Here is a 17,417-nt window from a genome sequence, read left to right as displayed (position 1 = left end):
TTGTCCTAGTGGTGATAAAATGTATTATGTTGGGGCAAGTGCTCCCTCTGGGTCTACCAGTATGGCATTGTCATGGACGGCTGGGAATACAAGTAATACATTTAGTTTTACTGAGGGCAGCATTAATATAATATTAACGCTTACTTTTAGCAACGTTAAAAATTTATCACCAGATGGCAACCCACCATTTTATGGAAATATATCCGGTCTATCCACGAATGCTATCAATATGCGCCATACGAGCCAAACTGCAGATATTAATCATACTTTATCGGCAGCAATTAATAGACCAGTGACTAAGTTTGGTTTTGTAGTTCAGGATTTGGACACAAACCAAACGTCAGGATATGTTGAAACCCTTAACTTAGATACCGCAGGTGGCTCTTTCTCAAATATCAATACTAGTAAGATTTCATTAGTTAATAATGGACAAAAAGCTCAAGGTATTGCTTGGCAAAATTGTAATGATACTACTACTACTACTGATAATTGTGATTTTAATATTAACTGGGGTTCTCAAACTCAAAATACACCATTTAGCGTATCACATGGTAATAGCTATTCACCAGGCACAAATAGCACCCATGTAGTAGCTTATAAAAACTTTTATTTCTGCGTTACCCCGCCCAAACTGACAACTAAAAAAGTTCTAACAGGCAACCGTGTGGAAACAAACGACCAATTTACCATTGCCACTACCACAGGCACAACGTCTGTTAGTAGATTTACGACCACAGGCACGGGTAGCAGCTTAAGCAGCAACAGTACAACCGCCTCAGGGCTGTCCACTACCGCGACCTACACAATCGCTGAAACCATCGCCAACACGGACGGTAAAGGCGACTTAGCCAAATATAGCACCACTTATGCCTGTACCAATGCTAGCTCATCTTCGGCGACCACCATGCCGAGTGGTTCAACCACTAGCTTTAATCTACCGAATTTGACCTATGGAGACGATATTACCTGTACCATTACCAATACGCCCGCTTACATTTTCTCTGGCATCATATTTAACGATAACGGTGGCTTAACTTTAACAGAACGTCAACTCACTGGTACCAATACTCAATACTTTAATGGTGTGTATGATCCAACCGCAGGTGAAACAGGAATTTCTCAAGCAGGACTAACCATTAACCTTGCCAAAAACTGTAATACAGCCACACCAACCGTTATTAAAACCGCCAATGTCACTACTTCAGGGGCGGATATCGGTAAATATAGCATCACTGCGACCCAAACTGAAATGGCAGGTGCGACCAATGTCTGTCTGATTGAACAAGAACCAGGTGGTAACTTAACAACATACCCTGTGGATACCACCAACAACCAGCTCAATGTAAACTATATCGCCACGACCTCTAACTATCCCAATCTCAACTTTGGTGAAGTCAGCCAAAATAACGCAGGCTTAGTATTGGTCAAAGAGCAAGCTACCAATGATTGTAATATCACCAATACCGATATGTTAGGCTTGACTTATAACGCTGTCACTCAGTCAGGTATTGATGCGCGTAAGTGCGTGGCGTACAGAATCACCGCTTATAACCGCACTAATTTGACCAAACCATTAACCAATGTGCGAATCACAGACGCGCTGCCCAAAAAAGGGGTAAATACCTCAACAGTCACATCAACCCTCGTTGCGCCAACAGATACCACGCCTGCTAACTTTAATATTAATTTTAATAGTGGGGTGACAGGTGCAGTCACTGCCTTGGGGCAGACTGGTACTGTAGTCAGTAATCTTAAATCATTGAATGCAGGTGCTAGTATGTCACTGTATTTTAATACCAAGTATGATAGTAGTTTGCCTTAAGCTTAATTTATGATTAAAAAAGACCACCAAAGCGTAGTCTTTTTTAGTGCAGATATTTTTTAGCGAGGGTTAGGATGGAGGTATAGTTCAACATTTAACTCGCTACTCCTTTTAGTCAAAACCTGTATTTCCCATCCTTAATCGTCATAACCTCAGTTTTTATACGCTTAACAAAGTTATCAATAGGATGGATTAGATTAATGGTTACGTTAGCCGATAAATGGTTAAATTCTTAATAAAAATGCTGATTTATACCCTAAACTATAATTTTATAAAATTAAATAAAATTATTAGGGGAAATAAATTAACAAATATAAAATAAATCAACGGCTTATTTTTCTGCCTTAACAATTGTTGTTTTTTTAATCAACTCTCATCTAGTGCTAACTCACCCTATCCCTGTTGACGATAGAATCAATACAAACCTTAGCGATATAACTTTTTTAAAAATTCAAACGATTAGGCTATTTGCAGCATTTTACAGCTTATCGACTTTTTAGGACGTTTGACGAATTTCAATTATTTGTCGCATTATTCGCTAAGATATAATAGATACAAGTTAACAAAGAGGTAATTAAATGAAACACAATCTATACAATTTAAAATTTTTAAAGACCTTTGCCTTATCAACTGTTCTAAGCTTAAGTTTGGCAAATATTGCCCATGCCGCAGAGGCATTATCGGTCAATTTACAAGCCAAACAAATCGTCACAGAAAATGGCAAACAAGTGCTAAAAACAGTCAATCGAGCCAACAGTGGCGATGTCATCCAATATCAAGCGATTTACCGTAATAACATCCAAAAACCCATGACGGATCTAGCTTTGACCCTTCCTGTCCCAGCGAACATGGTCTATGTCAGCTCAAGCTCCCCTGCGCCTACACAAGCCAGTTTAGATGGCAAAAAATTTGAGCATTTGCCAATCATGCGTAAGGTCAATGGCAAAATGGTTGAAGTACCCACATCACAGTATCGTGCGGTACGCTGGATTGTTAAAACCTTACCTGCTCAGCAGAGTACCACTGTTAGTTTGAATGCAAAAGTTCAATAACTGGGTAATTTTTTTATTTTTAATGTTTTGCTGTTACCTATAACGTCTTATTTTAATAGGGTGTTTTCCCAAGTCTTATTTTTTTCCTATTTTCGGAGTTATGAATGAAAAAATTCAATTTTAACCCTAATGTACTGACAGCTGGCGTAGCGTTAGCTCTGGGTTTTGGTATTGCTAATGGTGTATCAGCAAGCACATCTTCAGGTTCTGCCTCACCAACTGGTGGTATTCAAATTAACAATACTGCGACTGCAAGTTACAGTGTGGATGGCGTTGCTCAGCCTACGGTCACTTCAAATGCTGTTGTTGTTAACGTGAATGAAATTGGTAGTTTCACCTTAGTCGCTACGCTAGGTACAAGTCCAACAGATGACAAGAACGAAGGGATTTTAGCATTGCCTAATAGCAGTGTTACCTTTACCAATACCTTAAGAAATGCGGGTAATGTCACCGATACTTATACCATTGACCTAAAAGATGTTAATTCCAATATCATCGGTGCTAAAAAAGATGGTACGTTTGGCAATCTAGCAGGACCTATTACAGTAATTATTAGAGATACAAATGGTAATCAGGTAGGTGCTACTACCACAATTAATCCAGGTCAAACCATCACACTGCCAGGACAATATACTGCGGATCTAAGCTACGCTTTGAAAGTACAGACTAGCAGTACCACACCACTTGCGAATGATTCAATTCTTTCAACATTGAGCGCTACCAGTTCTTATCTTACAAAAGTTGATTCAACCAAAGCCAATCTTATCAACGAAAACCAGGCGATTGTATCAACGCCTATTTTTAGTATTGTCAAATCGGCTTCTTCAACGATTGATTTGAATACCACAACGTCATTTCAATACACAATTAAAGTCACCAATACTGACAAACTTACTTATAGCGCTGATGCAACCAATATTTTAATCCAAGATACTATTCCCGCAGGTCTTGCATTGGATACCACTCAAGCAATTACAGTAACTGGCGCAGCCAATAATGGCAGCACGTCAGGCTCTACTGCTTCTAAACTTGTGGTAAGCGGAGTTAATCTCAACCGTGGTCAAACTGCAACCATTACCTTTACTGTTAAAGTAACTGACAAAGCAGCATTAGCTGCAGCTGGCTCAGTGGTTAATAATGCAGAGGTATATGACAATTACGACACATCTACCCCAGATACAGCAAATCCGCAAATTCGTGATAGTACAGACTCTAGTGTACCTAACACCAGTACTAAGACCACCACCACAGATGATGGTACTGATCCAGCTCAACCAGGTGGCGACCAAAATTCTACCGTTGTGTTTACTAACCGTAATGTAACCATTTCAGCTGGTACACCTAGCTCTGGTGTTACTGCAGCCGATGGCAGTTTTGAAATTGCACCAACATCAACCCAAACTATTAAGCATACAATTACCAATACTGGTAACCAAGCTGAAGGCTCTACCACCAATCCATTACAGATTGCCATCACTGATGCAACTACTGGCAATAATATACAACCTACTGGCCCTGTAACTGTTACTATTTTTGATAAGAATGGCTCCCAAGTAGCCACCAAAACTTATACTCAGCTTACTAATCCTATTAATGTTAGCGATGTTTTAGCAACTGGTATCCCAACGGGTGGTACAGCAACGGTAAGTTATACAGAAGCTAGTAGTAACAATACTACATCTAATGGTGCAGTTGTTACCAAAACTGAAAAAACCGCGCTTACATTAACACCAAGTGGTACTGGTGCACCAGCTGCTGTGACGGTAACTGATACTTTCAATGTTCAATCTATGACTTTAAATAAAACTCAAGTCATTGATGCTAACTGTGACGGCAATCCTGATGCAAACCAAACTTATTCGAAAGCGGACATTAACGATGTCAGACCTGGTCAATGCATTATTTATCGTATTGAAGCATTAAATGGATTTACCACAAAAGACCTTACTGGTGTACAAATTACGGATACTGCTGATAAATGGTCTAAAGCAGCGAACTATGTTGCGGGTACTGCGCGCGATTCTGCAAATGGCTTAGTAACAACGCCAACTCAAGATGCTTCGGGCACAGATACTGGTTCAGTAGTTTCTTCGTTGATGTCTATACCGAAAACAACTGATACAGCCAATCCAAGTTCAGTGTTTTTACGTTTTATAGTTAAAATTAAAACTTCAAAATAATCAGTGCAATACTAATTATTGTGATATGAGGTGGAAGTCTAGCAAGGTGGCGATTTCTCTAGACTTCCCCTCAATTAAAGTTAGTTGATTATTTATTTGTATAAGTGAGAAACGCTGATATGACACTTTTTTGTCATCATATGCCGAAGCTAGCTAGTATTGACCAGTTACCTAGTGCAAGAAAAACTTGTCTAAGTAAACCTACCTTACTAATGACAAGTTTGTTACTTATTCAAGTAAATTTAGCACATGCTGCGATTGGTCACGGTGTTATCGAAATCAATAATACTGCCAATGCTACTTATAGAGTATATGATAACGCTGATATTAATAACGTAATCGAATCAAATACCACCATCGTTCAATCTTTTACTCTGCCTCGTTACGATATCAAGCTTACCCAACCCCTTAAAATCACGATCAAACCAGGGAATAAAGTGCAATGGCAAAATACCCTTGAAAATACGGGCGCATCTGATGAGACCGTTGCCGTCAACTTTACTATTCCAAAAACCTTATCAAATTTTCAAGTGTATGTTGATGCCAATAACAATGGCATTATTGATAGCAATGAGACCGAGCTGCAGCCTACGATAAGTATCGCGGCAGGTGAGCAAATTCATCTGATTGTCAAAGCCTTGTCCAGTACCGAGCTTAAAGATGGCGACACAGTCGATGTACCCGTCACCGCGGTAGTGCAAGAAGATAACACAGTACAAGCTAGCGCAACGGATAGCTTAGTGGCTATCGTGCCAAGCATTGTATATAAAGACCCAACTTACCAAAATAATCTGAGTCAAACCTCTGCTGGACAGCCTGTCTATATTGAAGTCGGTCTTGCCTACTGTAATGCCAATCCAACACAGGTTGACAATGTATGGCTCAATGTTACTTCCAGCAAAACAGGCGATACCATTCGTCTAAAAGCCGTTGAAACGGGCGTCAATACAGGTAAATACCGTATCTCAGCCCCTACCGAGCTCAATGCCAATGCCATTGCCGATGCCGTCATTCAGACATTGGATGGTGATACTTTAACAGCCCAAGCCGATAGGTGCGAAAGTGCCGACGGTAGCACGACTGGGGTGATTTCAGACAAAATCTTAACATCAATCAATGTTAATAACGATCAAACCGCGTTAAGCATTAGTAAAGAAGCGAATGTCAAATCTGCTGAAATTGGTGATTTTGTTGATTACACCATCAATGTCAAAAACGTGGGTAAAACCGATGCGGTAGACGTGGTGGTCAAAGACGATTTACCCTTAGGCTTTACTTATGTCAAAAACTCGGTCAGAGTAGATGGTCAAAAATACACCCAAGATTTTGCCCAGTCTGGCAAGTATATGACATTGGGTTTAAACAGCCTAAAAGCCAATGAAACCAAAAAAGTCACCTATCGTGTTGCTTTGGGGTCTAATGCTGCATCAGGCACAGGCACCAACATCGCATTTGCAGAAGGTAAAAACTCGCTCACAGGCAGTGTCGTTCAATCGCCCTTAGGTGAAGCGCATATTGACGTAACAGCTGGAGTATTAAATACCGATGGCATTATCATTGGTAAAGTCTATGCTGACCTAAACCGAGATGGCATTCAACAAAAAGCGCAAAATGAACTGGGCGTTGCAGGTGTTCGTCTGTATCTAGAAGATGGTACCTTTGTCGTCACAGATAGTGAAGGTAAATACAGTGTGTATGGCATGAAAGCCAAAACCCACGTTATCAAACTTGACCGTACCACGCTACCGCGCGGTGTGGAACTTATCGAACAAAGCAATCGTAATGCAGGCGATCCAGGGAGCCGTTTTGTTGACTTAAAATTTGGTGAATTGCATCGTGCTGATTTTGCGATAACCGATGGGATTGACAGCAATGATAACCAAAGTCATGCTGCATTAATTAGCGATTTGCAAAAACGCGCCAAACAAATTGCGATTAAAAACGATGCGTTAGAGCAAGCCATCAAAACAGATCTGGCTTTAGAGCCTACTTACACGGTTGATAACGACACCAATATTGAAGCCTCTGGGTGTAAAAATCCCAATATCGCTGATGCTCAAATTAATTGTGAATCGGTAATTTCTGATAATACTGTATCTACCAAAAAAACTGGTCAGCTTGAAGTTCATCCGATTGCCCCTGTCAAAGCGCCTGAGATTGAAAAAGCCTTGTCTACAGGCGATGACAAGCGTATTGAAGGCGTGACCGCTGATGCAGATTTCTTAAATTTGACCAATAACCAACGTGTCGATAGTACAAAAATCCGTGTTCAAATTAAAGCACCCAAAGGCGCAAGCACGCAATTATTGGTTAACAACCACCCTGTTGATGCAAGCTTGATGGGTAAAGAGGTCGCTTGGGATAAAGAAGGCATCTCAGGGTTTGATTATTTTGCAGTACCATTACAACGTGGCAACAATACACTGGCTATCCGCTCTACTGACAGCACAGGCAAAGTTGTTTCTAGTAAATCTATCATCGTGCACGCGCCTGACCAAATTGCAGATATCTCTACGGTTAATCAATCAAACACCGTAGAAGCGGATGGTATTAGTGAATATCAAGTGGTAATTCGCCTGAATGATAGTGATCATGGTCAATATGCTGGTTCTGCCACCATGTCGCTTGATACTGATATCGGTACTATTATCAGTCATCAGCCAGATCACAGTAAAGACCAAGCTGGCATTCAAATGATGGCTGAAGGTGGTGAATTGCTAGTGAGTGTGCGTGCTCCCACCAATCCAGGCAAAGGCAACTTGATGGTCAAAGCCGGTAACTTACAAAAAATTATCCCTATCCAATTCGTGCCACAACTTCGCCCGATGATTGCGGCAGGTATTGTTGAAGGGGCGATTTCCTTTAACAACCTTGGCTCAAAAATTGAATCCGTCAGCAACAATGACGGTTTTGAACAAGAATTACGCAGTCTATCAGGCAATGATAGCGATAACACCAGCACACAGGGTCGTGCCGCATTTTTCTTAAAAGGTAAAGTACGCGGCAATATGCTATTGACCATGGCGTATGATTCCGATAAAGACAAAAAAGATCGTCTATTTCGTGATATTGACCCCGATCAATACTATCCTGTGTATGGTGATGCCTCTGCCAAAGGTTTCGATGCCCAGTCTAGCGAAAAATTCTACGTACGCTTAGACAAAGAGCGCTCATTCGTGATGTATGGCGATATCAAAACCCATATCGACAACGAAGAAGGCTTATCATTGGGTCAATATGACCGTACCCTAACAGGTGCAAAAGCACACTACGAATCCGATAAAGCCAAAGTCACTGCCTTTGCGGCACAAACGAGCTCAAGCCAACATGTCACAGAAACTCGTGGTTTGGGTATCTCAGGTCCCTATCCGACTGGCGTTAAAGATTTTGCGGACATCCTACTCAACAGTGAAACGGTTGAAGTACTGGTTCGCGACCGCAACAATCCAGGGACAATTATCTCTCGTCAAGCGCTCAACCGTTATAGTGACTACGATTTTGATAGTGTTAGCCGTGCTATTTATTTACGCGCACCGATTGCTAGCACGGATATTGATGGCAACCCCATTTATTTGCGCGTGACCGTTGAAACGGATGATGTTGGTGAAGACTATACCATTGTGGGTACCGCTGGTAACTATCAGCTCACCAAACGAGTGAATATTGGCGCAAGCTATGCCCAAAGTGACGACCCCACCAATAACGAAAAACTCTCAGGGGTGAATAGCGTTGTTAAATTTAACGATAAATTAAAACTTATCGCTGAGGTTGCCCATTATGATTCGGATAAAATCAATGACTCACTTGCATCAGCCATTAATGTTCAAAGCTTAAATTCAGAGACATCCGGTGATGCGGCGCGCGTTGAATTGACTTATAAAGACAAAGCGCGTGATGCCAAATTGTATTACAACCAAGCCGATGAAGGCTTTACGCCTGCAACTTCACCCATTACTGCTGGGCGTACTGAGGCTGGCTTGACGGTCAATAGCCGTATTAATGATAAAACCTTGCTAAAAGCTGAAGCCATTCAAACCAAAGACCACACCAATGACAGCCAACGTCAAGGTGCGACGGTCAGTATTGAGCGTAAACTCAGCAACATCTTAACAGGTGAGTTAGGCATACGTTACTACGAAAAAGATGCCAAAGCGGCTTCCACCAATTATCAAGAAGTGGTCAATACCGATGACCTTAATCAATCATTGACTTCAAGCGTGACTAACAATAACAGCAATTATCAAGGTACGACGCTTCGTGGTAAATTGACTGCGGATTTACCAAGACTGAATAAATCAAAAGTGTTTGTCGAATATGAGCAGGATATTGATGATGCTAGCCGTAATGCGTGGAGTGTTGGTGGTGAAACGAGCCTATGGAATAAAGGTCGCCTATATGCGCGTCACGAATTGGCTTCAACCTTAATCGGTGATTATGGTCTAGATAGTACAGATGAACACCAATCAACCATCATCGGGGTAGATGCCAACTACATGAAAGACGGTCAAGTCTTTAGCGAATACCGTGTCAAAGATGGCATATCATCACGCGAATCCGAAGCGGCGATTGGCTTACGCAATAAATGGAAAGTGCAAGATGGCGTCTACGTCAATACGTCATTTGAACACCTTGAATCTATGCAAGGTGAGAGCGACAACACAGCAACAGCAGCAACGGTAGGTATTGACTACTTAGCCAGTGACAAATATAAAGTGAGTGGGCGTGTTGAAAAACGTTGGGGCGTACAAACCGACACCTTGTTGACTAGTTTTGGTTATGCCAACAAAATCAATGATGATGTCACCTTGCTAGCCAAAAATATCTATTCGCTGCAACAAGATAATGAGCACAATAAAGATCGCACCATTGATCGGTTTCAGTTGGGTGTGGCTTATCGTGACTACGATAACAACATCAGCGACCATCTAGCAAAAATTGAATATCGCTATGACAATAACGGTCTAGATGCAGATAGCCCTTACAAAAAAGAAACCTATATTGCTTCTTTACATAGCAATTATCATCCTGTACGCCGCTTGACTTTATCGGGTCATTACGCGGGTAAATACAATGAATTGACGATGGATGGCATCACCAGTGATAGCACCTCTCAAGTATTATCCGCTCGCGCTATGTATGACATCAACGAACGTTGGGATGCGGGTATCCAAGCGGGTACCATGTGGAGCGATAATGACTCACGTAATTATTTAATCGGCGCCGAGGTGGGTTATACACCCATGGCGAATCTGTGGGTTTCTGCAGGTTACAATTTCAAAGGCTATCATGACGATGATATCGCCAGTGGCAGCGACAACCAACAAGGCGCGTATGTCCGCTTACGTTATAAATTTGACGAAGATTTATTTAACAAAAAACGCCCTACCGTCAATAGCCGTATGATGGCAGATGATGAGGTTGCTAAAAAATGAAATTAAACCCAATTCAGGCTTGTGTCTCGGCTGTGTCTTTATTCGCCCATCCATCGTTATCCATTTGCTCTGTCGCTATCATGGTAGGGATTATGGCAAGTTCTGCTCATGCTGAACTAGCCAGTCAAGCAGTGCCTATCCAATATAAATCAGGGGCTTATTGTTCAACTGATACAAAAGCCGTTGCACCTGTTATAGCTAAAGGCACCCAAAATAAAGCCTTTGTCGCAGATGTTTTTTGTATTCGTGAGCAGCTACAGCCCTATCAAGCTGAGCACCAGCCAATCAATACTCGCTTTCAAGCTTATAAAGCCGATGCGTGGCTAAGCTATGTGGGACATGAAAGAAATGAAGCCAGTCTCACCAAAGCAAGTCATTATGCGTTGGCTGAAGCATTAAGTATTATTGAGGCGTTAAAAACCAACCAAGTTGACAAGTTGCCTTTGACAGCAGACATTCCGCCCACATCAGGCTTACAGCGTCCCGATCTTTGGGCAAGTCTGTTGACCATTAAACAAACGCCTGCATTCACCCCGCTCGTCAAAACGGTAGCCGATAGTGAAGTCAAACTCATTTGGGCAGAAGCAGAATTTTGTGAGTTTGGTTGGCGCCACTCTCGCGAGCACTATAACACTGTTGACCGCTGGGTTGCTACGGCTGAATTAACCGCCTTAAATACGTCGGGCGTGGATAAACAAAGCTTTAATGCGTTAAAAACCCAGTATTTGGCGCGCTTAAAGCCGCTTGCCGCGACTAAAAATAGTAAAGAAATTTGCCGTGGCGCTGTGTTACCTTATATCGAGCCACCCAAAGTTGGCATGGCTGAGCCCAGCTCGCAACCTCTACCACCTATTGTTGTATCCACTCATTGAACTCAACACCGCGTTCAAACCTGCCATTATACGATTTGGCTTAGCTAAATCAGCTATTGCTGCCAGTGCTCGTCAAGTGATTTTGGTAGAGCACGCCTGACGCACATCATTTCAAATCTATATCTATTGTAGTAAAATGACACCTGCACCAGATAAGCCTGCTGAGCGCCAGATTCTTTTAGCAGGCATCAATAATTTTCGAAATATTTATTAAACTATTACTATTGTCTTTTAAACTTTGAGTTATTTATTGTTTCTAACCCCTACCACGCGATTTTTCAATATATATTTTATTTAACTGTAAATCATTTTCTTTTCTTTCATTTTCTTTTCTTGCATTTTCTTTACAGTATAGATGCTAAAGGTCTACGCTTATGATGTCATCTGATGCAGCACTTGAGATAAATACCGAAGTTTCTCATGCCGCAGGTCGCCCCAAACTTGATCATAAACCCAATAAACTCACCGCCATTGTATTTATTGGTACGTTGTTAGCTGGGTTTGTTTATATGATTTATAGTCTAAATCATGATATCAACTCGACCATAGGTGCACCCACTACCTTGTTGCCTTATTTGCTTTTAGGGCTGGCGCTACTGATTGCATTGGCATTTGAGTTTGTCAATGGCTTTCATGATACCGCCAATGCGGTCGCTACCGTGATTTATACCCACTCTTTACCTGCCCCAATCGCTGTGATTTGGTCAGGATTTTTTAACTTTTTAGGGGTGTTAATGTCAACGGGTTTGGTTGCCTTTGGTATTATTGCCTTACTGCCGGTTGAGCTGATTTTACAAGTCGGTTCAGCCAATGGCTTTGCGATGATTTTTGCCTTATTACTTGCGGCAATTATTTGGAATTTAGGCACGTGGTTCTTTGGTTTACCCGCTTCGTCATCGCATACCTTGGTGGGCTCGATTGTGGGCGTTGGTATCACCAACGCACTGCTACATGGCCGTGATGCAACAGCAGGCGTGGATTGGTCGCAAGTTGAAAAAATTGGGTTATCTTTATTGATTTCGCCGATTTTTGGGTTTGTATTAGCCGCCTTGTTATTTTGGATTGCTAAAAAAGTATTATCTAGCCGTCCCGAGCTGTTTGAAGCCCCCAAGGATCAAACACCGCCACCTTTATGGATTCGTGGCTTATTGATTTTAACTTGTACCGGTGTGTCATTTTTCCATGGTTCAAACGATGGACAAAAAGGCATGGGTTTAATCATGTTAATTTTGGTCGGTGTAGTTCCCATGACTTATGGGCTTAATCATGCCATTTCTAAAGAAGAAAGTGCCCAATTTGGCGCATTAGCCCAAGTCACCGCCCAAGAACTCAACCAAATGAGCAAGTCAAATAATGGGGTGACAGACGCAAATGCCCGTAACATTCTGACAACCTATGTGCAAGACAAAAAAATGAATGACCAAGTTGTACCGGCACTGGCAAATACCATTCAAAGTATTGGACGACAAGCCCAATCTGAGCCCGACATAAAACGCTGGAACAGCAGCGTGGTGGGTAATATCCGTAATGACATGTATCTTACTTCCGAAGCCATTAAGAATATTGAGAAAAAAGAACCTACACTACTAGAAGGTAAAGTTAAAAAAGACGTTGAAGGTTTTAAAAACAACATCGATAAAGCCACCAAGTTCATCCCAACCTGGGTAAAAGTCATGGTAGCATTGGCACTGGGTTTGGGCACTATGGTGGGTTGGAAGCGTATCGTCATCACCGTCGGTGAAAAAATCGGTAAAACTCACCTTAACTACGGACAAGGTGCTTCTGCAGAATTGGTGGCAATGTCCACGATTGGGGCGGCAGATATGTTTGGTTTACCTGTATCTACCACACATGTATTATCATCAGGGGTGGCAGGTACTATGGTTGCCAACAAAGCAGGACTGCAAAAATCCACAGTGATTAACTTGCTAATGGCATGGGTACTGACCTTGCCTGCCGCGATTATCCTAGCCGGTGGGTTATTTTGGTTATTTAGCACCCTATTTGCCTAATCAAACTAGCTTAACTGTGCTAAAAAAGGTATGCCGCGTGTATGCCTTTTTTTATTGGTGCTGAGTTATGTGCTCCGTTTGATTTTTGTCAGCTTTGATTTTGGTGAACTGGGCATTCAATATGCCACAAATCTCACGATTGCCCGCCCACAAAATGCTATAATTGCTCGATTAAAAAGATTGATGACATTTGAATTAAGACAAGTCTTATTGCGAGTATTAGCATGAGTATCAGCACCAGTAACGCACCTACCAGTCACAAACCCCTCGACCCAGCCAATTTTCAACTCACACCCCCTGCCAATTTTCCGTTCAAAGCCATACAAGCGACCAACAAAGTCCGTTTAGCTGACCTGTTAAAGCAGCGGATTTTGTTCCTTGACGGCGCGATGGGGACAGAAATCCAAAACTATAAACTAGAAGAAACGGACTACCGTGGTGAGCGATTTGCAGGCTTTGGACGTGATGTCAAAGGCAACAATGACTTATTGGTACTAACCCAGCCGCATATTATCCGTGATATTCACCGCTCGTATCTCGAGGCAGGCGCAGATATCATTGAAACCAACAGTTTTAATGGCACGCAAATTTCGATGGCGGACTACGGCATGGAAAATCTCGTCTATGAGATTAACAAATCCGCCGCCGCCCTTGCCCGTCAAGTGTGTGATGAAGTCACTGCGACAAACCCAGACAAACCTCGGTTTGTCGCAGGCGTGATTGGTCCCACCTCACGCACTTGCTCGATTTCACCCGATGTCAATGACCCAGCGTTTCGTAACGTCACCTTTGATGAACTCGTTGATAACTACACTGAGGCGACTTACGCTTTGATTGAAGGCGGTGCAGATATCATCTTGATAGAAACCGTGTTTGATACCCTAAACGCCAAAGCAGCGATTTTTGCGGTGACGGGCGTGTTCGAGACCATTGGGTTTGAATTGCCGATTATGATTTCGGGCACCATTACCGATGCGTCGGGACGTACGCTGTCGGGGCAAACTGCCGAGGCGTTTTATAACTCAATCCGCCACGCCAAGCCGATTTCGATTGGGTTTAACTGTGCGCTGGGCGCAGATGCGTTAAAGCCGCATATCAAAACCTTGTCGGATGTGTGCGAAACTTTTGTCTCCGCTCACCCCAATGCAGGCTTGCCCAACGAGTTTGGCGAATATGACGAAACGCCTGAGCAAACTGCCACCATGGTTGCCGACTATGCCAAATCTGGCTTGGTCAATATCGTGGGCGGCTGCTGTGGTACCACGCCCAAACATATCGCCAAAATTGTCGAGATGACGTCACCCTTTGCCCCACGCCAACTGCCAGACTACAAGCCAGCTTGCCGATTGTCGGGACTCGAAGCATTCAACATCACCCGTGATAGTCTGTTTGTCAATGTCGGTGAACGTACCAATGTCACAGGCTCAAAGAAATTTTTGCGTCTCATCAAAAACGAAGAATACACCGAAGCGTTGGATGTGGCTCGTGACCAAGTCGAAGGCGGCGCCCAAGTCGTTGATATCAACATGGATGAAGCCATGCTAGATAGCAAGGCGGCGATGATTCACTTTGTCAATTTGGTTGCCAGTGAGCCAGATATCAGCCGTGTACCGCTGATGATTGACTCGTCAAAATGGGACATCATCGAAGCGGGTCTTAAATGCACGCAAGGCAAATCTGTGGTCAATTCGATCTCGTTAAAAGAAGGCAAGACAGAGTTTGTGCAAAAAGCCAAACTATGTCAGCGTTATGGGGCAGCGATTATCGTCATGGCGTTTGATGAAGACGGACAGGCGGACAGCTTTGAGCGTAAAATCCAAATCTGCAAACGCTCCTACGATATTTTGGTTGATGAAATCGGTTTTCCGAGTGAAGACATCATCTTTGACCCCAATATTTTTGCCGTCGCCACGGGGATTGAAGAGCATAACAACTACGGCTTAGACTTTATCAACGCCACCCGATGGATTACCGATAATTTACCCAATGCCATGGTATCAGGCGGTGTGTCCAATGTGTCGTTCTCATTTCGTGGCAATCCCATTCGTGAAGCCATTCACGCCGTGTTCTTGTACCATGCTATCAAAAACGGCATGACCATGGGGATTGTTAACCCAGCCATGCTAGAGCTGTATGACGATATCGAGCCAGACGCTAGAAATGCCATTGAAGATGTGATTTTGAACCGCAACCAAGGCGAGTCAGGTCAAGATGCCACCGACCATTTGATGCAAGTGGCAGAAAACTATTTGAGCGGTAAGAAAAAAGACAGCACCGTCGATTTGTCATGGCGTGAATTGCCCGTCGAAAAACGCATTGAACACGCGCTAGTCAAAGGGGTAACCACTTATATCAACGAAGACACCGAAGAAGCACGGCTAAAATTCCCGCGCCCCTTAGACGTCATCGAAGGACCCTTGATGGATGGTATGAATGTGGTCGGTGACTTGTTTGGGGCAGGCAAAATGTTCTTACCGCAAGTGGTAAAATCCGCCCGTGTGATGAAGCAAGCGGTGGCATGGCTTAATCCGTATATCGAAAAAGAAAAAGTTGCAGGCGAAACTAAAGGCAAAGTGCTCATGGCAACGGTGAAAGGCGATGTGCATGACATCGGCAAAAACATCGTCGGCGTGGTGCTCGGCTGTAATGGCTATGACATCATCGACTTGGGTGTGATGGTGCCTTGTGAAAAAATCCTACAAGTCGCCAAAGATGAAAACGTCGATATCATAGGCTTGTCAGGCTTGATTACCCCAAGCCTTGATGAAATGGTGTATGTTGCCAAACAAATGCAGGAGCAAGGCTTTAATCTGCCGCTACTGATTGGGGGTGCGACGACTTCAAAAGCCCATACCGCGGTAAAAATCGAGCCCAACTATCAAAATGATGCGGTTGTCTATGTAGCGGATGCTAGCCGCGCAGTGGGCGTAGCGACGACTTTACTATCCAAAGAAAAACGCGTCGATTTTATCAGTGAGCTGCGTCAAGAGTATGGCGAAGTCCGTGAACGTCTTGCCAATCGCCAACCTAAAGCGGCGAAGCTGTCATATGCGGAATCGATTGAACAAGGTTTCCAATACGACTGGGCAAACTACACGCCGCCTAAGCCCAACCAATTAGGACAAGTCATTCTGGACGATTATCCGTTACAAAATTTATTGCCTTATATCGACTGGACGCCTTTCTTTATCTCTTGGGGATTGGTCGGCAAATATCCCAAAATCTTTGACGATAACATCGTCGGGGAGGAAGCCAAAGACTTATTTGCCAATGCCCAAGCCATGATTGACAAATTAATCAAGGAAAAATTGGTCACAGCTAAAGCGGTGTTTAGACTAAGCCCTGCCCAACGCCCAAGCTCAGACACGGTGCAGGTAATCGATGAGCAAGGCAATGTCACGCATACCTTTGAGCATCTACGCCAGCAATCTGATAAAGCCAGTGGTAAACCTAATTACAGCCTAGCGGATTTTATCAGTCCTGAAAAAACCGATTATCTCGGTGGTTTTACCGTGTCATTGTTTGGCGCAGAAGCACTTGCCAATGACTATAAAGCCAAAGGCGATGATTATAGTGCCATTATGGTACAGGCGCTTTGCGACCGTTTTGCTGAGGCATTTGCTGAGCATTTGCATGAGTTGATTCGTAAACAGTATTGGGGTTACCAAGCCGCCGAGCACTTGACCAATGAAGAGCTAATTAAAGAAAAATACGTGGGTATTCGCCCTGCACCGGGTTATCCTGCCTGCCCTGACCATACCGAAAAAGGCAAGCTGTTCGACTGGCTTGATACCACCAACGCTATTGGGACGTATTTGACGGAAAGCTATGCGATGTACCCTGCCTCTAGCGTGAGTGGGTTTTATTATAGCCACCCAGAGAGTGATTATTTTAATGTGGGTAAAATTAGTCAAGACCAGCTTGAAGATTATGCTAGACGTAAGGGTTGGGATAAAGCTACAGCAGAAAAGTGGCTAAATCCGAATTTGTAATTTAAAGTTAAAGTTAAAAAAACGACAATGTAGGGTTGTCGTTTTTTTATCGCTT

7 protein-coding genes are annotated in these 17,417 nt (G+C 43.0%); all 7 read left to right on the top strand.

Annotation, left to right across the window (positions count from 1 at the left end; genetic code table 11):
- The first annotated feature begins 229 nt into the window (after positions 1-229).
- The 7 genes from RTJ53_RS06150 to metH all read left to right on the top strand — a co-directional run bounded on the left by RTJ53_RS06150 (position 230) and on the right by metH (position 17,362).
- Entirely contained in the window at positions 230-1,822 is a 1,593-nt protein-coding gene (locus RTJ53_RS06150) for a hypothetical protein (protein WP_312276291.1), read from the top strand.
- Between the two features lie 578 nt (positions 1,823-2,400).
- A complete protein-coding gene (locus RTJ53_RS06145; protein WP_312276290.1) occupies positions 2,401-2,874 on the top strand; it encodes a hypothetical protein in 474 nt (157 codons plus the stop codon).
- Positions 2,875-2,978: 104 nt separating this feature from the next.
- Positions 2,979-5,054 carry a beta strand repeat-containing protein gene (locus RTJ53_RS06140; RefSeq protein WP_312276289.1) on the top strand — a complete coding sequence of 692 codons (2,076 nt, stop codon included), beginning with the start codon at positions 2,979-2,981 and terminating at the stop codon, positions 5,052-5,054.
- 212 nt (positions 5,055-5,266) lie between these two features.
- A complete protein-coding gene (locus RTJ53_RS06135) occupies positions 5,267-10,486 on the top strand; it encodes a hypothetical protein (RefSeq protein ID WP_312276288.1) in 5,220 nt (1,739 codons plus the stop codon).
- Entirely contained in the window at positions 10,483-11,358 is an 876-nt protein-coding gene (locus RTJ53_RS06130; protein ID WP_312276287.1) for a hypothetical protein, read from the top strand. Before RTJ53_RS06135 ends, RTJ53_RS06130 begins: the two co-directional genes overlap by 4 nt.
- A gap of 377 nt (positions 11,359-11,735) precedes the next feature.
- Complete coding sequence (locus RTJ53_RS06125; RefSeq protein WP_409418145.1) at positions 11,736-13,370, top strand: inorganic phosphate transporter; 1,635 nt, start codon at positions 11,736-11,738, stop codon at positions 13,368-13,370.
- A gap of 224 nt (positions 13,371-13,594) precedes the next feature.
- Positions 13,595-17,362, top strand: a complete 3,768-nt coding sequence (metH, locus tag RTJ53_RS06120) for a methionine synthase (RefSeq protein WP_312276285.1) — start codon at positions 13,595-13,597, stop codon at positions 17,360-17,362.
- Positions 17,363-17,417: the final 55 nt, after the last annotated feature.

This window comes from Moraxella sp. CTOTU46711 (genome assembly GCF_031975715.1).
Classification (GTDB): Bacteria; Pseudomonadota; Gammaproteobacteria; order Pseudomonadales; family Moraxellaceae; genus Faucicola.
The sequence above is the reverse complement of the archived record's forward strand: the minus strand, read 5'-3'. Positions and strand labels throughout refer to the sequence as shown.

What these genes read in the sequence shown, in the direction of transcription:
- RTJ53_RS06150 (WP_312276291.1), top strand. Translation starts at nt 230, where the DNA reads ATGCGCCATACGAGCCAAACTGCAGATATTAATCATACTTTATCGGCA.
- RTJ53_RS06145 (WP_312276290.1), top strand. Translation starts at nt 2,401, where the DNA reads ATGAAACACAATCTATACAATTTAAAATTTTTAAAGACCTTTGCCTTA.
- RTJ53_RS06140 (WP_312276289.1), top strand. Translation starts at nt 2,979, where the DNA reads ATGAAAAAATTCAATTTTAACCCTAATGTACTGACAGCTGGCGTAGCG.
- RTJ53_RS06135 (WP_312276288.1), top strand. Translation starts at nt 5,267, where the DNA reads ATGACAAGTTTGTTACTTATTCAAGTAAATTTAGCACATGCTGCGATT.
- RTJ53_RS06130 (WP_312276287.1), top strand. Translation starts at nt 10,483, where the DNA reads ATGAAATTAAACCCAATTCAGGCTTGTGTCTCGGCTGTGTCTTTATTC.
- RTJ53_RS06125 (WP_409418145.1), top strand. Translation starts at nt 11,736, where the DNA reads ATGTCATCTGATGCAGCACTTGAGATAAATACCGAAGTTTCTCATGCC.
- metH (WP_312276285.1), top strand. Translation starts at nt 13,595, where the DNA reads ATGAGTATCAGCACCAGTAACGCACCTACCAGTCACAAACCCCTCGAC.